The 24234-nt window shown below is 71.8% G+C and carries 21 protein-coding genes and 1 tRNA gene; 17 read left to right on the plus strand and 5 right to left on the minus strand.

All coding sequences use genetic code 11. The annotated features are described in order from the left end of the window. Position 1 precedes the first annotated feature (1 nt). The gene (locus CUC05_RS01565; RefSeq protein WP_108664307.1) at positions 2-1393 is read right to left on the minus strand and encodes an NAD-dependent malic enzyme; all 1392 of its coding nucleotides are present in this window, start codon (positions 1391-1393) and stop codon (positions 2-4) included. A gap of 181 nt (positions 1394-1574) precedes the next feature. On the opposite strand from CUC05_RS01565, the gene CUC05_RS24380 reads away from it, so the two are divergent. Then, positions 1575-1736 carry a hypothetical protein gene (locus CUC05_RS24380; protein WP_157965086.1) on the plus strand — a complete coding sequence of 54 codons (162 nt, stop codon included), beginning with the start codon at positions 1575-1577 and terminating at the stop codon, positions 1734-1736. An 84-nt stretch (positions 1737-1820) separates the two neighbouring features. Here the strand turns inward: CUC05_RS24380 and CUC05_RS01570 are convergent, their stop codons facing one another. Then, entirely contained in the window at positions 1821-2183 is a 363-nt protein-coding gene (locus CUC05_RS01570) for a GroES family chaperonin (RefSeq protein WP_108664308.1), read from the minus strand. A 94-nt stretch (positions 2184-2277) separates the two neighbouring features. Here CUC05_RS01570 and CUC05_RS24385 point away from each other — a divergent pair, with 94 nt between their 5' ends. Continuing rightward, positions 2278-2823 carry a hypothetical protein gene (locus tag CUC05_RS24385; protein WP_157965087.1) on the plus strand — a complete coding sequence of 182 codons (546 nt, stop codon included), beginning with the start codon at positions 2278-2280 and terminating at the stop codon, positions 2821-2823. On the opposite strand, the gene CUC05_RS01575 is transcribed toward CUC05_RS24385, so the two are convergent. Beyond that, entirely contained in the window at positions 2707-4365 is a 1659-nt protein-coding gene (locus CUC05_RS01575) for a S1C family serine protease (RefSeq protein WP_157965088.1), read from the minus strand. The two genes, CUC05_RS24385 and CUC05_RS01575, sit on opposite strands and share 117 nt — an antisense overlap. 308 nt (positions 4366-4673) lie before the next feature. Here CUC05_RS01575 and CUC05_RS01580 point away from each other — a divergent pair, with 308 nt between their 5' ends. From CUC05_RS01580 to CUC05_RS01590, 3 genes are read left to right on the plus strand one after another with little or no spacing between them, the layout of a single operon-like run. Beyond that, positions 4674-5363, plus strand: a complete 690-nt coding sequence (locus tag CUC05_RS01580; RefSeq protein WP_108664353.1) for a response regulator transcription factor — start codon at positions 4674-4676, stop codon at positions 5361-5363. 12 nt (positions 5364-5375) lie between these two features. Next, positions 5376-6722: a sensor histidine kinase gene (locus CUC05_RS01585; protein ID WP_108664310.1), complete on the plus strand. Its 1347-nt coding sequence runs from the start codon at positions 5376-5378 to the stop codon at positions 6720-6722. Then, positions 6719-7402 carry a hypothetical protein gene (locus CUC05_RS01590; protein WP_108664311.1) on the plus strand — a complete coding sequence of 228 codons (684 nt, stop codon included), beginning with the start codon at positions 6719-6721 and terminating at the stop codon, positions 7400-7402. The genes CUC05_RS01585 and CUC05_RS01590 overlap by 4 nt, the downstream gene beginning before the upstream one ends. 64 nt (positions 7403-7466) lie before the next feature. Here the strand turns inward: CUC05_RS01590 and ccrA are convergent, their stop codons facing one another. Both ccrA and CUC05_RS01600 read right to left on the minus strand, forming a co-directional pair. Next, the gene (ccrA, locus tag CUC05_RS01595) at positions 7467-8804 is read right to left on the minus strand and encodes a crotonyl-CoA carboxylase/reductase (RefSeq protein ID WP_108664354.1); all 1338 of its coding nucleotides are present in this window, start codon (positions 8802-8804) and stop codon (positions 7467-7469) included. 485 nt (positions 8805-9289) lie between these two features. Then, complete coding sequence (locus CUC05_RS01600; protein ID WP_108664312.1) at positions 9290-10588, minus strand: zinc-dependent metalloprotease; 1299 nt, start codon at positions 10586-10588, stop codon at positions 9290-9292. 118 nt (positions 10589-10706) lie between these two features. Between CUC05_RS01600 and CUC05_RS01605 the strand changes: the two genes are divergently transcribed. The 12 genes from CUC05_RS01605 (at position 10707) to CUC05_RS01660 (ending at position 23834) form a co-directional block, all read left to right on the plus strand. After that, the gene (locus CUC05_RS01605; RefSeq protein ID WP_108664313.1) at positions 10707-11753 is read left to right on the plus strand and encodes an NAD-dependent epimerase/dehydratase family protein; all 1047 of its coding nucleotides are present in this window, start codon (positions 10707-10709) and stop codon (positions 11751-11753) included. Then, a complete protein-coding gene (locus CUC05_RS01610) occupies positions 11750-12205 on the plus strand; it encodes a molybdenum cofactor biosynthesis protein MoaE (RefSeq protein ID WP_157965089.1) in 456 nt (151 codons plus the stop codon). The genes CUC05_RS01605 and CUC05_RS01610 overlap by 4 nt, the downstream gene beginning before the upstream one ends. Positions 12206-12286: 81 nt before the next feature. Further along, positions 12287-12511: a hypothetical protein gene (locus CUC05_RS01615; protein WP_108664315.1), complete on the plus strand. Its 225-nt coding sequence runs from the start codon at positions 12287-12289 to the stop codon at positions 12509-12511. A 69-nt stretch (positions 12512-12580) separates the two neighbouring features. Beyond that, complete coding sequence (mreB, locus tag CUC05_RS01620; RefSeq protein ID WP_108664355.1) at positions 12581-13579, plus strand: rod shape-determining protein; 999 nt, start codon at positions 12581-12583, stop codon at positions 13577-13579. A gap of 176 nt (positions 13580-13755) precedes the next feature. Further along, positions 13756-14118, plus strand: a complete 363-nt coding sequence (locus CUC05_RS01625) for a hypothetical protein (protein ID WP_108664316.1) — start codon at positions 13756-13758, stop codon at positions 14116-14118. 77 nt (positions 14119-14195) lie between these two features. Continuing rightward, entirely contained in the window at positions 14196-14912 is a 717-nt protein-coding gene (locus CUC05_RS01630; protein WP_108664317.1) for a 2-phosphosulfolactate phosphatase, read from the plus strand. A gap of 39 nt (positions 14913-14951) precedes the next feature. Then, complete coding sequence (locus CUC05_RS01635) at positions 14952-17702, plus strand: sensor histidine kinase (protein WP_108664318.1); 2751 nt, start codon at positions 14952-14954, stop codon at positions 17700-17702. 94 nt (positions 17703-17796) lie between these two features. Beyond that, a complete protein-coding gene (locus tag CUC05_RS01640) occupies positions 17797-18942 on the plus strand; it encodes a hypothetical protein (protein WP_108664319.1) in 1146 nt (381 codons plus the stop codon). Between the two features lie 69 nt (positions 18943-19011). Beyond that, on the plus strand, positions 19012-19689 hold the full coding sequence (locus tag CUC05_RS01645) for a DivIVA domain-containing protein (protein WP_108664320.1): 678 nt from the start codon (positions 19012-19014) through the stop codon (positions 19687-19689). Between the two features lie 53 nt (positions 19690-19742). Further along, the gene (locus CUC05_RS01650) at positions 19743-22694 is read left to right on the plus strand and encodes a UPF0182 family membrane protein (RefSeq protein WP_108664321.1); all 2952 of its coding nucleotides are present in this window, start codon (positions 19743-19745) and stop codon (positions 22692-22694) included. 4 nt (positions 22695-22698) lie between these two features. Next, positions 22699-23739, plus strand: coding sequence for a class I SAM-dependent methyltransferase (locus CUC05_RS01655; protein WP_108664322.1), 1041 nt, complete (start codon positions 22699-22701; stop codon positions 23737-23739). 21 nt (positions 23740-23760) lie between these two features. Next, a tRNA-Met gene (locus tag CUC05_RS01660) sits at positions 23761-23834 on the plus strand. Positions 23835-24234: the final 400 nt, after the last annotated feature.

The raw sequence follows: 24234 nt of genomic DNA on the forward strand, positions 1-24234 counted from the left end.
CTCAGCTGTCGCCGCCTGCCGCGACCCGCTCGACCGCCGCGGCGACAGCCGGGGCGACCTCGGCGTTGAAGACGCTCGGGATGATGTAGTTGGCGTGCAGCTCGTCGGCCGACACGACGCTGGCGATGGCGTGTGCGGCAGCCACCTTCATCTCCTCGGTGATGTCACGGGCCTTGGCGTTCAGGGCGCCGCGGAACACCCCCGGGAAGGCCAGCACGTTGTTGATCTGGTTGGGGTAGTCGCTGCGGCCGGTCGCCACCACCCGGGCGTGCCGGCTGGCGATCGCCGGGTCGATCTCCGGCTCGGGGTTGGCCATGGCGAACACGATCGCGTCGTCGGCCATCGAGGCGACGTCGTCCTCGGTCAGCACACCCGGGCCGCTGACCCCGATGAACACGTCGCTGCCGGCGATGACGTCGCTGACCGAGCCGGTGCGCTGGTCGGGGTTGGTGTTGGACTGCAGCCACTTCTTGGAGTCGTCGACCTCGGGGACACCGCGGTGGATGGCGCCGTCGCGGTCGCAGATGACGATGTTGGTCGCGCCGGCGTCCTGGAGGATCTTCAGGATCGCCACGCCGGCCGCACCCGCTCCGGTCATGGTGATGCGCACGTCCTCCAGGCGCTTGCCGACCACCCGCAGGGCGTTGGTCAGGGCGGCAAGGGTCACGATGGCGGTGCCGTGCTGGTCGTCGTGGAAGACGGGGATGTCCAGCGTTTCCCGCAGGCGGCGTTCGATCTCGAAGCAGCCGGGGGCGGCGATGTCCTCCAGGTTGATCCCGCCGTAGGTGGGCGCCAGCGCCTGCACGACCTTCACGATCTCGTCGGGGTCCTGGGTCGCAAGGCACACCGGCCACGCATCGACGCCACCGAACTCCTTGAACAGGACCGCCTTGCCCTCCATGACCGGCATGGCGGCCTCGGGGCCGATGTTGCCCAACCCCAGGACCGCCGAGCCGTCGGTGACCACGGCGACGGTGTTGCGCTTGATCGTCAGCCGCCAGGCGTCCTCGGGCTTGTCGTGGATCGCCATGCAGACCCGGGCGACACCCGGCGTGTAGGCCCGCGAGAGGTCGTCACGGGTGCGCAGCCCCACCTTCGACCGGATCTCCATCTTGCCGCCGAGGTGGATGAGGAAGGTCCGGTCGGAGATCTTGTGGACCGTCGCGCCGTCGACGGCGTTGACGGCGTCCCGGATGGTGTTGGCGTGCTCCACGTCGCCGGCGTTGGCGGTGATGTCGGCCGTCATGCCGTCGGGATGGGACTCCACGATGTCCACGCCGGTCACGGCACCACCGGCTTCACCGACGGCGGTCGTCACCCGCCCGAGGGCCGTGGTGTCGTGGTCCATCCGGACGCGGAGGATGATGGCGTAGGACGCGCTTGGTGCCGCCATGGGGAATGCCTTCGGTGTCGACGGGGTCGGGGGCACCGCAGCCTAGGCCGACTGCCCCGTTCGGCGACGGGTCGTCGGCGCACCCGGGACCGGGAATTCCGAGGATCGGAGCAGGAGATCGGGTGCGGACCTGCAACAGGGCTGTGTCATCCACCCTCCCCCCAACCAAGGAGAACCTCCCATGCGTGCTCGTCTCGCGGCCCTCGTCGCCGCCGTGTCCCTGATGACCCTCGGCCTGCCCGTCGCCGCCAGCGCAAGCTGCACCCAGACGGAGTTCGGCTGTGCCGAGGACCTCGTCTGCGCCGCAGTCAGCGCCGTCAAGCCGGTCGACTGCGTGGAGTAGCGTCCCCCGGACGTGGACGAGGCCGCCCCGAACGGGGCGGCCTCGTGTCGTTCACCGGCCAGTCCGGGCCAGGGGGCCGCAGGGCTAGAGGTACAGCCCGGTGCCGCTCGCGTCGCGTTCGGCGGAGGCGATCGCGTGCACGTCGCGTTCGCGGATGATGATGTAGTCCTCGCCGTGGATGTCGACCTCGATGGCGGCGTCGGGCAGGAACAGGACCTTGTCGCCGGCCGATGCCGAGCGCACGAGGGGTCCGACCTCCATGACCTCGGCCCACACGCCGTGGCGGTCCTTCGACTGGGCCGTGGCGGGGATGAGGATGCCGCCGCGGGACCGCTTCTCGCCCCCGTCGTCGGTGCTGCACAGGATGCGGTCGGCGGTCACGCGGACCGCGAAGCCGGCGGCCTCGCCGGACGGGTCATCGGTGGTGGGGGGTTCGTGGGTGCTCATCGAGCCGTCGAGGGTACCGGGTGCGGTACCGACGGCCCGAGCGCCGCGGTACCCGACAGGAGTAGCGTGGACCTCCCCGTCGGAGAGGTCAGCGATGCGACGCAGCGTCAGGGTCCATGCCGAGGTCGGGCCGGAGGCCCGGCTCGCCGCCGCGATCCAGGCGCTGCCGCCCGGAGCGCAGCGTGCGCTGGTCACCATCGCCGACCGCGAGGACCTGCCGCTGGTCGCGGGGTCGTGGGAGGACGGGGTCGGCGGCTGCCTGGTCAGCAACGTCGTGCGCGCGCTGGGGACACCGGTCGACCCCGATCAGGGGATGAGGACCGTCGACCTGCGGATGCTGGACCTGTTGCCGGAACTGTCCAGCCAGGACCTCAACAACCTGATCGTCGCGTGGGACGAAGCAGCCATGCAGGAGGGTCGTGGGGCCACCGATCCGGTCCTGCGCCGGTTGCTGCGCGGCGCGCTGGTCCGGGCCGGCATCCCACCGACCATGGAGGCGCTGGAGGTGTGGGGCCCGGACGAGTCAGTCGTTGGTCCGGACCCCGCCGAGGGTGACCTCGACACTTCGGGTCTGGCCGTCGACGCCGTACAGCGTGACCGTGACGACGTCGTCGGGGGCGTATCCGCGAATCGCTGCTGACAGGTCCGACATCGAGGTGACGTCGTCGCCGTCGATGGCGACCACGACGTCTCCGGGCACGATGCCGGCGTCGTCGGCGGCGCTGTCGGGCACGACCTCACCGATGTAGGCACCGTTGGTGGTGTCCAGGCCGAGCTCCTCGGCCTGTGCCGGCTGCAGGTCCCCACCGGTGACGCCGAGGAGGGCGTACTCGAAGAAGCCCTGCTCGATCAGCTGATCGGCCACGCGCAGGACCGTGGAGGTGGGGACCGCGAAGCCGACGCCGTCGTTGGTGCCCCCGCCGACGATGGCGGTGTTGATGCCGATCACCTGGCCGGCGGCGTTCACGAGGGCCCCACCGGAGTTGCCGGGGTTGATCGCAGCGTCGGTCTGCACCAGGTCGACGAGGCTGACGTTGCTGATGGGGTCCGACAGGGTGCGACCGAGCGCGGAGACGATGCCGGAGGTCACGGTGGAGTCGAAGCCGAACGGTGCACCGATCGCGATGGCGGTCTCGCCGACGCGTGGGTCGCCGTCGGCGTACTCCGGGACCATCAGGTCGTCGGCGTCGATCTGCAGCACCGCCAGGTCGAAGCTCGCGGCGGTGCCGACCACGGTCGCGTCACGGGTGCGGCCGTCGGTCAGGCGGACGCGGACGTCACGGGCGCCGGCGATCACGTGGTTGTTGGTGATCAGGTAGCCGTCGGCCCGGTAGACCACGGCCGAGCCGGATCCGGTGTTGGTCTCCACGACCGCCACCGACGGCAGCAACGCCTCGGCGACGTCGGCGACGGTGTCGGTGGTCATGCTCGACGGGGGCGCGGCGGGTGCCACCGGGGTCTCGTCGGCCGGGGTGTCCTGTGGCGCGTTGACCGGGGTGACCGAGGTGCCGGCGGTCTGGTCGGCCGCGTCCGGGGCGAGGGCGAGGGTCGTCGGCACGGCCACCGCGACCGCGACGAGGGCACCGACCAGGGCGGCGACGAACGCGGTACGGCCGGTGCCGCCGCCGGAGGTTTCCCTCCGCGCGTCGTCGGCCTCGGCGGGGACGCTGGGCGGGGCCGGGTGCCGCGCAGGGCCCTCGGCGTCGTCGGAGGTCGTCGATGGCCAGTCGCCGCCCACCGGGGGTGGGGTGGTGGGGTCGGTGGGCGGCGTGGCCGTCGGGGTGATCTGTGCGGGCTGTCCCGGCTGTGGGGGCGGGGGCCGGTACCCCTGCGGGGAGGGTGGCGCGGGCTGCCACACGGGCGCCGCCGGTGGGGGCGCGCCCCACGCCGCCTGAGGCGAGGATGATCCCCCGGGCGTCTGCCACGAACCAGACTGCACCCATTGTGACGATGCCGAGGCAGGCCATGCGCCGCCGTCGTGATCGGGGGCAGGCGCCCCGGCGGGCGTGTCGGTGGCCGGCGGGGACACGGCGGGGTCGTCGCCGTCCCCGTCACCCTCGGTGCGTGACGCCCCGTCGGGGGACGCGGGGTTTCCGGGCACGCCGGCGTCGGCACCGGAGCGATCGGCCGGCCGCCGTTCGCCGCCGGTCCACTCGTCGTCGTCGAGCCATGTGGAGTTCACGCCGCGGTCCTCTCTCGGGTTCGTCGGTCGGGGTGCATCCCCGCCGACGCGGTCCATCGTGCAGTGTGCTCGGGGGGGCGCTCTGCCACACTCGTCGTCCATTGCACGAACCGGATCGGCCGAGACGTCACCGTGTCGGCCGAGGATGACGGTAGTTGTCGGTTCCTCCTGCAGGGCCCGGCGAGCGGCAAACATTCCGTAAAGGGCCCGTCCGCCCGGTGACCGAACGGCACCCTTGGACGGCCCGGCACCATCCGACCGGAAGCGACGACCAAGGAGTCCGCGTGAGCGGCCAGCCCGACAGCGATCTGCAGAAGGTGCTGCTCGTCGAGGACGACGACGGCATCGCCAACCCGCTGTCCGCAGCGCTCGGCGGGGGCGGCTACGCCGTCACCCGCGTCGCCACCGGCCGAGAGGCGTTGGCGCTCGCCCATGACGAGCTGGCAGCCGTGGTGCTGGACCTCGGCCTGCCCGACATCGACGGCGTGGAGGTCTGTCGTCGCCTGCACGACGCCCACCCCGGTGTCCCGGTCCTGATGCTGACGGCCCGGACGAGCGAGGCCGACGTCGTGGTCGGCCTGGACGCCGGCGCCGACGACTACGTCACCAAGCCGTTCCGCCTCGCCGAGCTGCTCGCCCGGCTGCGTGCCCTCGTCCGCCGTGCCCAGTCCAGCCAGGGGGCCCCGGTCGAGGAGGAGTACACCGCCATGGACGTTCGCGTCGACGTGGCGGCCAGGCGGGCGTGGCGGGGCGACCACGAGCTCGACCTGACGCCCAAGGAGTTCGACCTCCTGGCGATGCTCGTCCGCCAGGCCGGCACCGTCGTCACCCGCGAGGACATCATGCGCGAGGTGTGGGAGACCAACTGGTTCGGCTCGACCAAGACCGTGGACATGCACGTCTCGTGGCTGCGCCGCAAGCTCGGCGACGACGCGTCGGCCCCCAAGTACCTCACCACGGTCCGTGGTGTCGGGCTTCGGTTCGAGACGGACTCCTAGACAGGCCGGCACGTGCGCAACCGCCTGCTCGTCGCCACCGTCGGCACCGTCGCCATCGGGGTGCTGCTGCTCGGCCTGCCCCTCGCGGTGGCCGTGCGGGGTGTGCTGACGACCCAGGCGTTCGAGACGCTGCAGCGCCAGGCCGAGCAGGTGCAGGTCCTGTTCAACCAGCAGCAGCTGTCGGGCAGCGAACGCCGGAACCTGCTGCACGACCTCGCCGGTCAGTTCGACGTGCGCTTCCAGGTCTTCGACCGGGTGATCCGCGACGGCAACCGCGTCGGCTTCCTGCTGACCGAGGACACCGGGGAGATGGCCGACGAGGAGGTCGACTTCACCGACGATCTCGACGCCGCCTTCGACGGCGAGCTCGGCCGGGCCGGCCGTGACGGGGTCCTGGCCGTGTCGGTGCCGCTGCGCATCGCCGGGGTCCCGCAGGTGCTGCGCGCCATCGCCCCCGACGACGAGCTCCGGTCGTCGTTGTCGGCTGCGTGGCTGTCCATCGGCGGCCTGGCGATCACGTCGTTGGGCATCGCGGGGTTCGTCGGCCTGATGGTGGCCCGTCGCATCGCCATGCCGCTGGAGGACCTGGCGGAGGCCGCCACCGCGCTCGGTGAGGGGGACTTCTCCGCTCGTGCGAAGGCCAGCGGCATCCCCGAGTCCGATCAGCTCGCCGCTGCCCTCAACATCACCGCCGAACGCCTGGGCATCCTCGTCGAGCGGAGCAAGTCCTTCGGCGCCGACGCCAGCCATCAGCTGCGCACCCCGCTGACCGCCCTCCGCTTGGATCTGGAGGCGCTGCAGCTGGCGGGTGCCGACGAGGCCCTGCTGGGGGCGGCGTTCAGCGAGGCCGATCGGCTGGAGGCCACCATCGAGGAGCTGCTGGCCCTGGCGGAGGTGCCGATGGGGGACGAGCACATCCAGCTGGCCACCCTCGTGGAGGAACGTGTCGAGTCGTGGCGGGCGCTGGCCCTGGCCGAGGACCGCCGCGTCGAGGTGTCCGCCGACCCCGTGCCGCTGGTCCGAGGGCGGTCCGCCGCGATCGGCCAGTGCCTGCAGGTCCTGCTCGACAACGCGCTGGAGCACGGCGAGGGCACCATCAGCGTCACCGTCACGAGCGTCGAGTCGCCGCTGGTCCCCGAGCGGGGCTGGGTGCGCCTGTGCGTCACCGACGAAGGGGAGGGGTTCGCCGAGGACTCGGTGCCGGGCCGTGGCCTGCGGCTGGCCAAGTCGTTGGTCCAGGCCGAGGGCGGACGGATCAAGGTCCAGCGCCCCTCCACCGTGTGCCTGCTGCTGCCGGCCATGGGCGTCGAGGCCGGCCGTCTGATCCAGCCCAGCGTCGTCGAGGGGGAGCTGCGGTGAGGGGCCCCGCGGCGAAGGCGCTGCTGGTGGCCGGGCTCGTGGCCGGCCTCGCCGGATGCCAGCTGGTGGACCGCCAGGAGAACCTGCAGCCGACCGACACCGACCCCTCGGCCGCCGAGGCCGAGGAGCTGCTCGGCAACCCCGACGAGGACTTCCCGTCGACGCTGGCGGGGCTGCGGGCCTTCGCCGGACCCGAGGCGCTGACCTGGCAGGACGAACCGGTCCTGGTCGACATGACGGTGTGGCTGACCCCGTCGGGCATGTGGGAGCGGTTGCGGGCGACCTACGTGGCCGCTGACGCCGACCGCATGATGACGGTCCGCGCTGACCCCGATCGGCTGCGCGTGGAGCGGCCGAGGCTCGAGGGGCTGGGGTTGCTGGAGCTGCCCGACGCGGCGGTGGCCGAGCTGCCGCCGGTGCCCGAGGGGCTCCTCGAACCGGCCGACCTGGGGGCGGCGGCGGCCGACGCGCTTGCCTCCTGCGACGCCGGGGGCCAGCCGGTGGTGGCCGTCGTCTACGCCACCGGCGCACCAGCGGCCTGGGACGGCTCGACCTGGACCACCCCGCCGGCCTGGCGGTCCACGGTCATCACCGAGACCGCCGGCGTGGCCGTCGACCCGACGAGCGGCACCCCCCTGGCCCCCCTCACCTGCGTCGACCCCGTCCTCCCGGAGGAGTGAGGAGCGCACGCAGGAAGGCGAGGGTGACGAGCCCGAGGACCGCCCGAGCGGAGCGAGGGCCAGGTTACTGGAGCTGCTTCCAGGCGTTCAGGTCGTCGATGAGGGCCTCGCGCTTGGCGGTGTCCTGGACGCCAAGGCCCTCCTCGCGGGCGTTCACCAGGACGCCGAGCTTCCCGGTGTGGGCGTTGGTGTGCATCGCCCACGCACCCTCGGCGGCGTCGTCGAGGTTGTAGGTACGGGTCAGGATCGGGTGGATCATGCCGAGGTCGACCAAGCGGTTGGCCTCCCACGCCTCCTTGTAGTTGGCGAAGTGGCTGGACACGATCGACTTGAGGTTCATCCACAGGTACCGGTTGTCGTACTCGTGCATGTAGCCCGACGTCGAGGCGCAGGTGATGATCTTGCCGCCCTTGCGGGTGACGAAGACGCTGGCGCCGAAGGTGGCGCGACCCGGGTGCTCGAAGACCATGTCGACGTCGCGTCCGCCGGTGAACTCGCGGATCTTCTTGCCGAACCGCTTCCACTCGTCGGGACGCTGCGTGTCGCCGTCCCAGAACTGGTAGCCCTCGGCCTTGCGGTCGATGACGGTGTCCACGCCCAGGTCCTTGAGCAGCTCGACCTTGTCGGGGGAGGACACCACGCAGATCGGGATGCCGCCGCCGTTGCGGACCAGCTGCACGGCGAAGCCACCGAGGCCGCCGGTGGCGCCCCAGATCAGGACGGTGTCGCCCTGCTTCATGCCGCCCGCGTTCTGCGACACGAGCATGCGGTAGGACGTCGCGAGCGTCAGGCCGAGCGAACCGGCCTCCTCCCACGTCAGGTGGGTCGGCATCGGCATCAGCTGGTTGGCCTTGACCATCGACACCTCGGCCATGCTGCCGAAGTTGGTCTCGAAGCCCCAGATGCGCTGGCGATCGTCGATCATGGAGTCGTCGTGGCCCTCGGGGCCCTCCATGTCGACGTAGTTGCAGTGCACGGTGACGCGGTCGCCGGGCTGCCAGCGGGTGACGCCGGGGCCGGTGCGCAGCACGACGCCCGCCGCATCGGAGCCGACGATGTGGTACGGCAGGTCGTGGCGCGCACCCAGCTCGCCCTCACGGCCGAACCGCTTCAGGAAGCCGAAGGTGGACAGCGGCTCGAAGATCGAGGTCCAGACGGTGTTGAAGTTCAGCGCCGCGGCCATCGGGGCGATGAGCACCTCGTTGGGGCCGAGCGGCGGCAGGTCGACCTCGTCGACGTGGAGGGACTTGCGCGGGTCCTTCTCCGCGGAGTCGAGGCCGTCGAACATGTCGACCTCGTCGGCGCGGACCACGGCTGCGCGCATCGACTCGGGAAGGGGAGTGTTGGCGATGTCCTCGGGTGTGGCATCGGGGGACAGCGCCACGTTCAGCAGATCGTGCATGGCGGAGGTCATGAGGGGCTCTCCTTCGCCGCCCGGAACCGGGCGCTCGAGGTCGGGATGTCGGCAGGTTACCGGTCGGTAGCCTGCGGATGCCAAACCGGGCTCACCGAGCCGGAAGCGCCCTTCGATCGGACAGCAAACGGCCCCGAGGTGCCTGGATCCGTCCTCCCTTCCCCTTGGAGGACGGCCCGGCTTGCCTCGAGGCCGCTCGCGTGTCGGACACGGTACGGGCGTCCCGGACGGCCGTCAATCGACCTTGTCCACACCCCCTCGACCGATGGTCGAGGGATGGGCCGCTGACCTGCACGAACGCGAATCAGGAGCGTGGGCGTCGCTGTGGACAACCCGTGGAAAACTTCCCGCACAACTCGCTGACCTGCGGAAACGCCCGTGTGGAAAACAAAGTTGCTGTGGATTGATGAACCCTCGACCGAAGGTCGAGGGTTGGGGTCCGGGCCGCTCCCGGCGAGCGGGATCCGGGGGTGTCAGAGGTCCAGGCCGCCCAGGTCGTCGGGGATCTCGATGTCGGCCTCGGGCAGGTCGTCGGTGGCAGGGGCGAGGCCCTCGTCGGCCTCCTCGGCGGCAAGGCGGAGCAACCACCGGCTGGGGTCGGCGATCTCGGCCGGGGACGGCAGGTGGGCGGGGTCGCGCCACACCGCATCCAGCCCGGGGACGCCGCGTGCGGTCAGGACGGCCTCGCAGAACCGCCGCCCCTGCTCGGTGTCGGAGGGACGCAGGTCAAGGCCGATCAGCTGCGTGAGGAAGCGCTCGCCGGTCCCGGCCTCGGCACGCCGTCGGCGGGTGACCTCCTCGATGCGTGCCAGCGAGACGAGCTTGCCCTCGCCGGCCCGAGACACCATCACGTCGGCGTAGCCGGCGACCAGGGCCACCATGGCCTGCACGCGCGACATGATCTCGCGCTGTGCGGCCGAGGGCTGGAGGCCCATGTCGCCGGCCTGCTCGGCCAGCCGTTGCATCGCCTCCGGGTCGCCGAGCATCTCCGGTGACAGCGCCTCGAGCCCACCCATCTGCTCAGTCAGCCGGGTGGGGTCGATCTCCGCGGCGGCGGCGAAGCGACCCATCTCGTCGGTGAGGTGGTCGGTGAACCAGTCCACGCCCGCGAACACGCGACGGTGCACGACCTCGCGCAGCGCCAGCCAGAAGCGCATCTCGTGGACGTCCAGCCCGTACTCCTTGGCGAGCTTCCCGGCGGCGTCACCGACGGTCGCGACCACGTCGGGCTCCATGGTCGGCACGCCCAGGTCGTAGCCACCCATCAGCTGTCCGGCGAGGTGGCCGGCGATCGTGCCGACCTGCATGCCGGTCAGCATCGCCGTCATCGGGCCCATGGCGCTCTGCAGGCCGCCGATTCCCGCCATGCCCCCGGGCAGCTGGTCGGCCAGGCCCTTGCCCAGCGCCTCCTGCATGCCGGTGGCGATCGGCTCGACGTACCGGGCGATCCCACCCTCGGAGGCCGCCATGCGGACCCATTCCTGACTCGTCAGCGCCAGCGCCCGACCGGTCACGGCCGGCAGGCCCGTGTGGCCCTCCAGCCACGACTCGGTGACCCGCACCGCGTCGGCCCACGCCTCCTGGTCGGCGTCCACGCCGATTGCCAGCTGCGGCTCACCTGCGAGACCAGCGGCGGTCTGTCGGGCGATGTCCCAGTTCACGGGGCCGCCCTGCCAGCTCATGAGCTTCTGGAGCTCCTTGAACAGCGGGATGTTGGACAGCGCCTCGGGGTCGAAGCCGAAGGGGCCCTGCTCGAACTCGTCGTTGGCCATGCCGCCACTGTAGTGAGCGGTCCACCGTCGTGGGGTGGCCACTCCACGAAGCCCGGCCGGGGGGCTCGTGCCGTGGTAGACGTGGGCCGCCCTCGACCCTCACAGGAGCCTGCACGCCATGGCCATGCCCCGGACCGTCACGGTCATCGGGTCCTCCACGCCCCTCGGGAGCGCCGCCGTCGAGCGGTTGTCCACCGACAGCGCGGTCGTCGCGATCGACGGGACCGTCCCCGGCATGCCCCCCGGCGGCGTGGACGTGCGGGTCATGGATCCGCGCGACCGGCTGCTGCCGCTTGCGCTCGAGGGCACCGACGCGGTCGTGCACGCGGCGTTCAGCGACGACCTGACCGCTGGCCCGGACGCCCTGTACGGCCACAACGTCGGTGGGACGCGCAACGTGCTGGAGGCGTGCGCGAGGGCCGACGTCGGCCGCCTGGTGGTGCTGTCCACCGCCGCCGTCTACGGCGCCCACGCCGACAACCCGGTCCCGCTGGACGAGTACGCCCCGATGCGCGCCAACCCGGGTTTCGCGTGGGCCTACCAGCGGCAGCTGGTGGAGGAGCTCGTCGAGGACTGGGCCGACGCCCACCCCGACGTGGCCGTCACCGTGCTGCGCCTGGTGCCCGTGCTCGGTCCGGAGCTGGAGAACGCCGTGTCCCACCTCCTCGGCGCCCCCCGCCTGCTCGTCCCGGCCACCGGACAGCCGCTGTGGCAGCTCCTGCGCGTCAGCGACGCCGCCGATGCCGTCGCCCACGTCCTGCAGCACGATCTCTCGGGGATCTACAACGTCGCCCCCGACGGGTGGCTGTCCACCGACGAGACCGCCGCCGCGCTGCACACGCGCGTCCAGAAGGTCGGCCAGACCACGTTCGCGCAGATCCTCCGCGCGGCGCAGGCCGCCGGCATCGGCCCAGCGCCCGAGGAATCCCTCGCCTACCTGACCCATCCGTGGGCTGTGGACGGCACCCGGCTGCGCGAGACCGGCTGGCGGCCGAGGTCCAGCACCCGTGACTGCCTGCAGGCGTTCGCGGAGTCCCGCGCCGGGACCGTGTCGATCGGCACGCTGCGGCTGCAGACCGCCGACCTCCGGCGGGCCGGCACCGGTGTCGCGTTCCTGCTGGGCGTCCTCGGCTGGCGCCTGCTGCGGCGAGGAGGCCGTTCGTGAGCCCCGCCCGCACCCACTCCGCCATCATCGACTCGCCCCTGTCGGTCGCCGACGCACACACCTTCGTGGCCGACCCGGCATCGGGTGCGACCGTGGTCTTCACCGGCCAGGTCCGCGACCACGCCGTCCCCGACGAGACCCCCGGCGCCGATGCCCGGGACGTGGCCGGCCTCGACTACGAGGCCTACGAGGGGGTGGCCGAGGACACGCTCGCGGCCCTGGTGGCCGAGGTCGCCGAACGCTGGCCGACCGTGCGGGCGATCTGGGCCGAGCACCGGATCGGCAGGTTGGCCATCAGCGACCTGGCCGTGGTCGTCGGGGTGTCCAGCCCCCACCGCGACACGGCGTTCGAGGCCGGCCGCCACCTGATCGACACGCTCAAGGCGACGGTGCCGATCTGGAAGAAGGAACACTGGGCCGACGGGGGACACCACTGGCCAGGGACGGACTGACCGGCGTTCAGAACCCTCGGACCACCGGACAGGGGATGCCTCTGCGTGCGTTGTACGCACGCCCCGTATCATGAACGGACCATGTCCGCCCTCATCGCCCTGATCCTGCTGGTCGCCGCAGGTTGGTTCGTCACCAACCTCGCCGGTGGTTCCGCAACCGGCCGTCGCGAGCCGATGGACTCCGTCCACGACTTCTCGCGCGCCATGTCCGCGCTGGATCCCTCGCGCCCCATGCCCGCCGCTCGCCCGCCCGCGCCGACCCGCCAGCAGGGTCCCAACCGGCGGATCGCGGCCACCCGCCGCTAGCAGGGCACGGCGCGCACCGGGGACGGCGGCGGGCCCACTGCCCCGGTGGACACTAAGGTGGCCGGCAGCATGAGCGGCGACCTCGCCATCGACCTCGGGACGGCCAACACCATCGTGTGGGCTCGACACCGCGGCATCGTGCTGCGCGAACCCACGGTCGTGGCCGTCGATGCGCGGTCGAGCAAGGTCATCGCCGCCGGCCTCGGGGCCTACGAAGCGGTGCGTGCGGCGACCCAGCCCGCGGTGCTCGAACGTCCGCTGTCCGGCGGGGCCGTCACGGACTTCGTCATGACCTCCCGCATGCTGCGGCTGCTCTTCGAGCGGCTCGGCGTCGGACGGTTCAGCCGGTCGCGCGTGCTGATCTCGGTCCCCAGCGGCGTCACCAACGTCGAGCGGTCGGCCCTGCGGGATGCGGCCAAGCAGGCCGGCGCCGGCCGGGTGTACCTCATCGAGGAACCCATGGCGGCAGCCATCGGGGCCAACATGCCTGTCGAGGATCCGGTCGGGTCGATGATCGTCGACATCGGCGGGGGCAGCACCGAGGTGGCGGTCATCTCCCTCGGCGGGGTGGTGGTCAGCCGGTCGGTCCGGGTCGGCGGCTTCGACCTCGACCTCGCCATCCAGGACTGGGTGCGTGACGCGTTCGGCATCGCCATCGGTGATCGCACCGCGGAGGAGCTCAAGATCGCCCTCGGCCGGGTGTTCCCGACCACCAACCCGACACGTGCGGAGGTCACCGGACGGGACCTCGAGACGGGGCTGTCCCACACCGTCACCATCGACTCCGACCAGGTGCGGGCGGCGCTGGACCGTCAGGCCGCCGTGATCGTCGGTTGCGTCGTCGACACCCTGTCGGACTGTCCCCCAGAGCTCGCCCAGGACGTCATGTCCGGCGGCATCCTGCTGGTGGGTGGCGGCGCCATGCTCGGCGGCATGGACGAGCTGATCGCCTCGATCACCCAGGTCAAGGTGCACGTCGCGGAGAACCCCCTGGACGCCGTCATCACCGGCGCCGGCGCCGCCATCGACGCCGAGTGGGACCTCGGCGCCCTCTTCGCCTCCGACTGACTCCACCCCGTTGCACCCGAGCGGTTGTCGGGCGACTGCGGCGGGCGGCCCCGAACCCGACACACGGGGTCGCCGGACCGGAAAGTCCTCAAGGCGTCCATGCCCGGTGCCGAAGAAGGAGAAGTCGTCTCGCGTGCGACGTGTCCAGCCGACCCCCATCCCTTCGAGGCCACACGATGCAACACCTGGTTCGTTTCCGTACCGCCGAAGGCCGCGACGGCCACCACATCGCGGAGACCCTCGAGGAAGGTGTCGCCTTCGTCGAACGGCTGCGCAACACCGAGGGCAGCAGCGAGGTCGAGCTGTTCCGCCTGACCGCCGTGCCGATCGAGTTCAAGACCTACTACCGGGTCGAGGTCAACGGCGCCGAGGTACCCACCACCCCCGCTGTCGCGCCCACCATCGGCCTTGCCCACACCCCGCCGGCCACACCGGCCGCCGCCGTGGACGAGCCTGCCACCCCGGCCGTCCCTACCTCGTCCGACGTGCTGCCCGAGTCCGCCGCCGCCAATGGGCGCCGGCTGTTCTCCCGCACCTGAGGGGCTTCCGGCCCGGCGGCAGCCGCGCGTGTACCGTCCTCGGCTCGCCGATCCCGAGCAGCTGAGGAGCAACGACCATGGACACCGCCATGGACGCCGTCGTGCTGGACCGCGACCACGCCCACCTGGCGTCGGGCGTCGTGGTCGTCATCGACGTCCTTCGGGCCTTCACCACGGGTAGCCTCGCCGCCGCGAACGGGGTGCCGGGCATCCACCTCGTCGCCGATCCGGCCGAGGCGTTCGCCCACCGCGACGAGCGGCCGGACGTGCTGCTGATGGGGGAGGAGGGGGGCCTGCCCATCGACGGCTTCGACCTGTCGAACTCGCCGGTCGAGCTGATCGCCAGCGAGGTCAGGGGTCGCCAGCTGGTGCACCGCACGTCCTCGGGGACCCGCGCCGCCGTGGCCGCCTTCGCCGGTGCCGACCGGCTGTACTGCGCCTCCCTGGTCTCCGCCGTGGCCACCGCGCAGGCCATCGGCGCGGACACGCCCACCTACGTCGTCTCGGGACGGTCCGAGGAACGGGCGGCCTTCGACGACGGTGACGACGACCTCGCTGTCGTCGAGCACATCGAGGCGCTCCGGTTGGGCCGGACACCGCCGTCGGACACCAGCGAGCGCATCATCGCTTCGCCTGCTGCCGCCCGCCTGCGGGAGATCGGCGTCGCCGAAGCCGACATCCGCTGCGCGGCGACCCCGGTGCACGGCCCCACGCTGGTGGCTGCCCGCGACGACCGGGGCCTGCGGCTGACCCCGGTGTTCCCCACCTGGCGGCCCGCCGTCGGCACCCGGTAGGGCCTGCACGTCGTGTTCGACCCGTACACTCGCTGACACATGGTCGGGGTCCCCTCAGCGCTGCATCTGGCGGCCGCCCTGCTGGCGGTCGCCGCGTCGGTGGGCGTGGGCTTCGCGATCGCCGAGGGCGTCCTGACCGGGCACCCGGTCGACACCCGGAACAGGCAGGCCCTGGGGCCGTGGCGGTTGATCGCCGTGCTCGGCGCCCTGGTGTACGCCGCCGGCCACGTCCTGGCCGGCGCGCTCGTCGGTGACCCGACCCTGTGGACGTGGCTGCACGTCGCTGGCCTGGCCGCCCTCGCGGTCGGCGCCGGCCCCGCCGGGGACCACGATCGCGGCCTGCCGCTGCTCATCCCGGTGGTGCCCCAGACCCCGTCGTTCATCGCCGCAGGGGCCGGACTGCTCGTGGCCGTCCGCATCCTGGGCGCCGGCCGCGCGCACCTCGGGGCGGCTATCGGCATGGTCCTGCTGGCCCTCGGGCACGCGGCTGCGCCCCTCGAACCGGTCATCGGCGACTGGCTGACCGTTGCCGGCGCGGTGGCCCTCGGTGGATGGCTGTGGGGCGCGGCCCGCCACAGGATCCTCGCCAAGCTGCTGGCGGCCTTCGGGACGGCCCTGCTGGCCCTGGCCATCCTCCTGGCCGCGGTCCTGTCGACCGTCGGTGCGGCGCAGCTGACCAACGACGAGCTCACCCGGCTGTCGCGGCTGGCCGACACCCTCGTGCAGGAGGTGTCGCAGTGGCCGGCCGAGGCGGTCAACTCCGCCGCCGCCATCGCCATCGCGCCCCGGTCGTTGCTGGAGACGCGATTCGCCGCCCAGGAAGCTGCCGAGCTGTACCGGGTCGGGTTCGCCGACCAGGACTTCTTCCTCGTGCTGGACGCCGCCGGACAGGTCGTCAACCAGCACCCCCAGGACCTCGGCGGATCGTTGGTCCTGTCGCTCACCGGCGACCCGCTGGTGACGACCGTGCGGCAGGGCGCCGGCGACGTCCAGCAGGCTGGTGGCATGTTGTCCACCGGCGGTCGCGTCGTCGCCTACGGGGCGGTGGCGCTGCGTCCCGACGGCCTGCTGCCCGAGGACCCACCCGGCGGCGTGCTGATCACCGGACGACTCGTCGACGTGGTGTGGGCCGAGCAGGAATCCGCATCGCTGGACGTCGGCATCGTCGGCGTGGTCGACGACAGCCCAGCGTTCACCGCCGCCGCCGTCGGCACCACCGGCGACGCCGTCCTCGACGGCCTGGGCGACCGCGACCGGGCCGATCTGGGCGAGCAGGGGCTGACCCTCTTCGCGGCCAGCGCGCCGATCATCGATCCCGAGTCCGGCGCCGTGCTCGGACGGATCATCACCACCTCCACGCCTGCCGTGATCGCCAACGTCGAGCGGGCACAGACCCAGCGGCTGTTCGTCGTGGCCCTCGCCGGCGGCCTGCTGGCCATCGTGGCGGGCGCCGTCGTGACCCGACGGTTCGTCCGACCCATCAGCCAGCTGACCGAGGCCGCCCGCCAGATCGGCGCCGGTGACCTCGCCGCACGTGCCGGGGTCGACAGCGCCGACGAGGTCGGCCTGCTCGGCCGCACCTTCGACGAGATGGTCGGGTCGTTGTCCGCCCAGCGGGCCGAGCTGACCGACGCCGCCCGGACCGAGTCCAAGCTGCGTGGCCGCCTGGAATCCCTCACGACATCCATGAGCGACGGCCTGATCGCCGCCGACGCCGACGGGGACATCATCCAGTTCAACCCTGCCGCCGAGGCGTTGACCGGGCTGCTGGCGGTCGAGGTCGTCGGCGAACCGCTGGCCGCGGTGATGGCCGACCGGATCGCCGCGGAGTCCGCGACCGAGGCCGTGCCCGGCATGAGCGGCGAGGCCGACCTGCACCTCGACGATCCCCTCGCCGACAGCAGCACCGCCGCCCGCGTGCTGCTGGTCCGGCCGGACGGCGAACGGATCCCCGCAGCCGTCACCGCCGCCCCGGTGCGCTCACCCGACGGCGAGCTGCTCGGCCGCGTCTTCGTCCTGCGCGACATCACCCGCGAGATCGAGGTGGAGCGGATGAAGACGGAGTTCCTCGCCAACGTCTCCCACGAGCTGCGGACACCCATCACCCCCATCAAGGGCTACGCCAACGTGCTGGCCCGCCGTGACGTGGGCGCCGAGGCCACCCAGCGCTTCGCCGGGGAGATCCTCAACTCCACGGCCCGGCTCGAGCGGATCGTCGGGATGATCGTGGACTTCGCCGGCCTCGACTCCGGCCGCGTCGTCCTCGAACCCGAACCGATCGACCTGACGGCCATGGTCGCCGAGACGCTGGAGGAGTGGCGGGCCGGCCACGACGGCCGCGAGTTCGGCAACTTTCTCAACGGGGGACTGCCGCCGGTCCTCGCCGACCCGGTCTACCTGCGCCGCGTCCTCGACGAGCTGCTGGACAACGCCGTGAAGTTCTCCCCGGACGGGGATCCCGTCGACGTGACCGCCCGTCCCGAGGGTGACCGCGTACGGCTGTCGGTGATCGACCGGGGGATCGGCATCGACCCCCGGGCCGCGGCGCACCTCTTCACCGACTTCCGGCAGGTCGACGGGACCGAGACCCGCCACTACGGCGGCCTCGGCCTGGGCCTCGGCCTGGTCAAGCGCATCCTCGACGGGACGGGCGCCACCGCGGAAGTCGACTCCGACCCGGGTGTCGGCGCCACCGTCAGCCTGCTGCTGCCCGTGGGCGGTCCCGTCCCCGTTCCCGCGCTCCCGTCGCCGCCGCTGCGCGGTGGACTGGTCCCCCCGCCACCCCTCTGAGGCCACGGCGTCGGTACTTTCCGCGATGGACTGGTCACTGTTCGTCACCGATCGATGCTGGCCGCAGCGATGTCGGGGGTGCACACTGGCAAGGATGCGTCGAGCCCTGGTCGTCGTCGCCGCGCTTGCCCTCGTGGCGAGCGGGTGCAGCTCGTCGACCCGGTCCAGCGGTGACATCGCCCTGGTGGAGGGCCAGCTGGAACGGTTCGACGACGACGCGTGGGTCCTCGCCAGCCACGCCGACGACGGGGACCGCATCCGTGCGGTGACCGACAGCCGACTGCAGGTCGACGGTGACCAGGTGTTCCTGCTCGAGGACGCCGAGGCCGTCATCACCGAGCAGGAGGTCGAGCTGGTCCGGGGCGACGTCGTCGTCGACGGCGACCAGCTCCAGGTCCGCGTCGACGATGCGGTCGTCGACGGCATCGGCACGTTCCGGGTGGACGCGGGCGTCGCACCCCGGGTCGCGATCTACGCCGGCACGGCCGAGGTCCGTCGCCCCGGTGAGGGATACCGCCTGCAGCCCTACCGCCAGCTCAGCCTGACCAGCCGGCGCTTCGACGGCCTCGACGACCCGCTTGCCTACGACGCCGAGGACCCCGTCGACCAGCGGCTGCTCAGCAAGGCCATCAACTTCGACGGGGAGGTGGCCCGCTACAGCACCCGGCTGGCCGAGCTCTACGGCACCGGCCTGCAGCCCGCCGCCTTCTACGCCTCCTTCGCCGAGGTCGGGGCCGACGAGGTCGACGTCCTGCTGCAGGCCGCGCCGAACCGCAACGACGAGGGGGCCGTCGGACCGCCCGCCGATGCGCTCATCGGCCTGTTCGTGTCCCGCGCGCTGGCCGCCGAACGCCCCGAGGACCTCGCCGACACGGCCGCTCGGGTCGCCGCACTCCGTGCAGAAGGGGCCCGCTGGGGCCTGATCGCGATGGCACTGGACCTCGGCCAGGTCACGTTCGGGGCGACCGTCGACCAAGCCGTCGCCGCCCGCGAGGTCGTCGAGGCGTCCGTGCCCGCCCCGGTGCCGGTGTCCCCGGCCGCGCCCGCGCCGTCGGTGCCCACGGTGACCGATCCCGGTCCGGGCCCGGCGCCGACGGTCCCGCCGACCGTGCCCCCACCCCCGCCGCCCCCGCCGACCGACCCCGAACCCGATCCGGTCCTCGGGCCCGTGGGCACCCTCATCGACGAGGTGCTCGACATCGTCCCGGCAGCGGTCGGCCTGCTCGACCCCGAGGAGTAGCCCCGTCCCACGAGAACTCCGGTCCGGCTGGTTCGCCTCGTCCCGTCCGGCCTCTAGACTCCCCGGGACGTGACCGACAACCGAAAGGCTCCTGGGGTGCTGACGCCAGAGGACATCCAGTCACGAGAGTTCCTCGTGTCCCTCCGCGGGTACGACCGCGACGAGGTGCATGCGTTCCTCGACGAGGTCGCCGAGGACTTCGCATCGCTGCTCGGCCGCAGCGGCGTTGCCGCCGCGCCCGCCACCGACGACGCGCCGGCGGCCGACGACGCCGCCGTCGAGGCCGACGCCGAGGACGGCGACGAGGCCGTGGAGGAGGCGACGCCCGAACCGGTCGTCGAACCTGCCCCCGAGCCCGCGCCACCGGCCGACGCCATGGCCTCCTTCGCCGCCATCGGGGCCGAGACCCAGCGCATCCTCGAAGCCGCCCACGCCGCGGGCGAGGAGATCCGCCGCAAGGCCGAGACCGAGGCGGAGTCGTTGCGCGAGTCCCGGCTGAAGGACGCCCAGGACGAGGTCGACGGGCTGCGCGAGCAGGCCGCGGCCATCCGCAAGCAGATCGACGACCTCGAGGGCCGTCGGGACGAGCTGGCCAACCGGCTCCGCCAGGCCAAGGAGACCGTCGACCTGGCGCTGCTGGAGGTCGAGGAGATCGAGGCCGAGGCCGAACCGGCCGACGCCAACACCTCCGTCCTGGCTGCCGAGGCGGCCGGTGACGACGCCGACGAGGACACCGACAGCGACTGACGTGGTGCCCGGCGGCGGGGAACGACCGGCTGCTCTAGGTTGGGCGACCCACCATGAACACCATCATCGCTGAGCTGCGCCGCCGCTGGCTTCTCGTCCTTTTCGCCTTCGTCGTCCTGGTGGCGGTGGTCGGGCCACGCCTGGCAACCTTCTACACCGACGTCCTCTGGTACCAGTCGATCGGCTTCGCCGACGTCTTCTGGAACCTGCTGCAGACCCGCTTCGGGCTGGGGGCGGCCGCGACCGTCGTCATGATGGCGCTGCTGGGCACCAACCTCTTCCTCGCCCGGCGACTGACACCGGAGTTCCGGATCCCCTCCGAGGGCGAGGAGGTCATCGAGCGCTACCGCCGCATGGTGACCCCGATCGCGCGGCCGCTCCTGATCGCCCTGACCGTGGTCGTGGCGCTGCTCAGCGGATCGTCGCTGTTCGGCGAATGGCGGACGTTCCTGCTGTGGGCCAACGGCGGCAGCTTCGGGATCGACGACCCGCACTTCGGGATCGACCTGGGCTTCTTCGTCTTCGACCTGCCGTTCTGGACGACGATCAACTCGTGGTTGTTCACTGCGCTCACCATCACGATCCTGCTGTCGGCCGGCGCCCACTACCTCTTCGGTGGCATCCGGCCGCAGAGCCCCGGCCAGAAGATCACCTCGGGCGCCAACGTGCACGTGTCGGTGCTGCTGGCCAGCCTGATCGCCGTGCGGGCGTGGGGTTTCTGGCTGGACCGCTACATGCTGAGCTACAGCGAACGCGGCTTGGTCACCGGCCTGTCCTACACCGATGTCAACGCCGAGCTGCGTGCGTTCGAGCTGCTGACGATCATCGCCGCGGTCTGTGTCGTGCTGTTCCTGGCCAACATCCGCTTCCGCGGTGCGGTCCTGCCGACTGCTGGCGTCGGGATCCTGCTGGTCGCCTCGCTGGTGCTCGGCGGGATCTACCCGGCGGTGATCCAGGCGGTGCAGGTCAACCCGCAGGAGCTGGACCGCGAGGAGCCGTTCATCGAACGCAACCTCGCCTTCACCCGCTACGCCTGGGGCATCGAGACCGATGCCTCCGAGATCGGTGCGGGGACCGTCAGCTACGAACGGTTCCCCGCGTCGGAGGACCTGACCGCCGAGGACGTCGAGGAGAACGCCGCGACCCTCGAGGCGATCCGCCTGTGGGACCCCAACACGCTGCAGAACACCTACCAGCAGCTGCAGGAGCTGCGGCCGTACTACGAGTTCCGCGACGTCGACGTCGACCGGTACGTGATCGAGGGCGACCCCCAGCAGGTCATGATCTCGGCTCGCGAGATCTCCATCGACGACCTGCAGGAACCGTCGTGGCAGAACCAGCGCCTGGAGTTCACCCACGGCTACGGCGTGGTCGCCTCGGTCGTCTCGACCGCGGCCAGCAACGGCCAGCCGGAGTTCCTCGCCCGTGACATCCCCAACCGGGGTGTGGGCGAGCTGGAGCTCGAGGAGCCGCGGATCTACTTCGCGGAGCGCCCGCCCAGCTACTCCATCATCAACGCCACGCTGGACGAGTTCGACTTCGAGACCGAGTCGGCGCAGGAACGCAACCGCTACGACGGCGCGGACGGCGTCAACGTCGGCGGCCTGCTCAACCGGCTGGCGTTCGCGCTGCGCTACGGCGAACCCAACATCGTCCTGTCCGGGCTGATCCAGCCCGACTCGCGCATCCTGTTCAACCGTTCCATCAGGGAGCGCGTCGAGGCGGTCGCGCCGTTCGTCGAGCTCGACCACGACCCGTACCCCATCGTGGTGGACGGCCGGGTCAAGTGGGTCCAGGACGCCTACACGATCACCGACATGATCCCCTACAGCGAACGGCTGGACCTCGCCGGCCCCACCCGGATCGTGGAACGCCAGACGGTGTTCGTCCAGCAGCCCGACGGCAGCGTCACCACCGAGGAGCAGATCCGCGGGGTCAGCGGGCTGACCGGGCAGGCCAACTACATCCGCAACTCCGTCAAGGCGGTCGTCGACGCCTACGACGGCACGGTGGAGCTGTACGTCAACGACCCGGACGACCCGCTGATCCAAGCCTGGGATCGGGCCTTCCCCGGGGTGCTGACCCCGATGGAGGAGATCGACCCGGACATCAAGCAGCACTTCCGCTACCCCGAGGACATGTTCCGGGTGCAGTCCGAGCTGCTGCTGCGGTACCACATCCCCAACGCCGATGCGTTCTACAACGCCTCCGACGAGTGGGAGCTGCCGGCGGACAACGCCTTCGCCGACAACAACGGCGGCAACATCACGCGGCCGTTCCCGCCCACCTACCAGCTGATCAGGTTGCCCGGTGAGGAGGAGGAGGACTTCTCCCTCATCCAGCCGTTCACGCCGGCCGACCGTGACGTCCTGTCGGCCTACCTCGCGGCTTCCGGCGATCCCGACAACCCCGAGCTGCGGATCCTGCAGATGCCGCCGACCGAGACCGTGTTCGGTCCCGAGCAGATCCATGCCCGGATCCAGCAGGACGCCGACGTCAGCCAGCTGATCACCCTGCTCGGTGACAGCGGCTCCTCGGTGATCCTCGGCAACCTGATCGTCGTGCCCATCGACGAGTCGTTGTTGTACGCCCAGCCGCTGTTCCTCAAGTCCGACCAGTCCGACATCCCCGAGCTGCGACGGGTGATCCTGGTCTACGGCGACCGGGTGGTCATGGAGCCACGGCTCGACGAGGCGCTGGAGACGCTCTTCGGCGACATCGCGGTGTTCGAGGACGTCCCCTCGTTGCCGGAGGCGGGCGCCACCGAGGAACCGGAGGAGCCGGCCGAACCCGACGCGGAGCCGGCACCCGAGGGCACCGAGGCACCGTCGGCACCGGTCGAGGTGGGCGGCGACGCCCAGTCCCTGATCGCCCTCGCGATCGAGGCGTTCGCGGCCGCGGACGAGGCGCTGGCTGCCGGCGACCTCGGGACCTACCAGGAGAAGGTCGAGGAGGCGCAGGGATACCTGGAAGCCCTCGAGCTCGTGATCGACGCGGGGTCATGACCCGATGACCACCCAGGGGGGGTGGGGACTGCCCGACGGCGTCGTGTTCGACGGGCAGCGGCTGCAGCAGGTGGGACCGGACGGCGAGCACGTCGCCTTCCGGGACCCAGCGGCCGAGCGGGCCGCGTGGGCCGCCTTCGCCCGCCGGCTGCAGGTCGAGCGCATACGCGCAGAGGCCGCCGTCGGGGTGCCGCCGCCCGATTGCCTGCTGATGGACGCCAACCCGCCGGCCTACCGGGCGGCGGTGGACGCGTTCCTCGACCACGCCCGGGACAGCGTCCTGCACGGCTCGTTGACCGACACCTACCTGGGCGTCAACTTCTTCCTCGGCTGGGTCGGCATCGTCGAGGCGCACCGCCCGCTGGAGGGGGCCCGTGTGTACGCCTCGGGATGCGGCATGGCGGGGACGGTGCTGGCCTACCACGCCTTCGGTGCCGCGGAGGTCGTGGGCACCGAGATCGACGACGAGACCGTCCGGATGGGACGGCTGCGCACCCGCGGGCTGCCCGGCGTCGACGTGCGGCTGATCGACCCGGCCGAGCCGCTGCCCTTCCCGGACGGCCACTTCGACGTCGTGGAGTCCCTCGACGTCATCGAGCACGTCACCGACCTCGAGCCCTACGCCAGGGAGCTCGGCCGGGTGCTGGCTCCCGGTGGCGTGGCCATCGTCGGGGCGCCGAACCGGATGTACCCCGTCGAGCAGCACACCGACGTGCGGTGGGTGCCGTGGCTGCCGCACCGGCTCGGAGGGACGGTGGCCTCGTTGGGTGCACGCCTGCCCGGTGCAACCGCCGAGCAGCGCGAGCGTCGGGCCGGCGTGGCCGACGTCAGGACCGCCAACATCAGCTGGCGGACCATCGAGCAGGTCGCCCGGTGGATGGACGCCACACCCCAGCGGCTGCACCGCAAGGATCACCCGAGCTGGCCGCTCAACCCCGATCCGGTATGGGTCGAATGGCTGTCCCGCCAGCCCCGCGGGGCCAACCTCGCGCCCACCCGCCAGGTGATTGGACTGTTGACCAAGTCGGCCTTTGCAAGGTCGTGAACCCGGCGCTACTGTTCTTCGTGCGAGGTGGAGCAGTTCGGTAGCTCGCCGGGCTCATAACCCGGAGGTCGTAGGTTCAAATCCTGCCCTCGCAACTACCACCACAGTCGAACGAAGGCCCGCCCCACCGGCGGGCCTTCGTCGTGTCCCGGGGGGACGTCGTGTCCCGGGGGACGTCGTGTCCGGGGCCTTCGTGGTGGCCGGGGGATGTGCACTCGGCCGGCGTGTGCGATCGGCCGCCCGGGGTGCAGTGGATCGCACCCACCCTCGGCCGGCGTGTGCGATGGGCCGCTCGAGGTGCAGTGGATCGCACCCACCGCCGGCGGGTGTGTTCGATCCTTTCCCACGAGAGGTGTGCATCGCACACGGAGCGCTGACACGGGTGGCAGCTCGACGGCCTCGTGGACGACGTCCGCCTGTTCACGCGGGCGCCGAGCCCCTCGGAGGTCCTGGCCCCTCGGAGGTCCTGGCCCCTCGGAGGTCCTGGCCCCTCGG

The organism is Euzebya rosea (assembly GCF_003073135.1).
GTDB lineage: Bacteria > Actinomycetota > Nitriliruptoria > Euzebyales > Euzebyaceae > Euzebya > Euzebya rosea.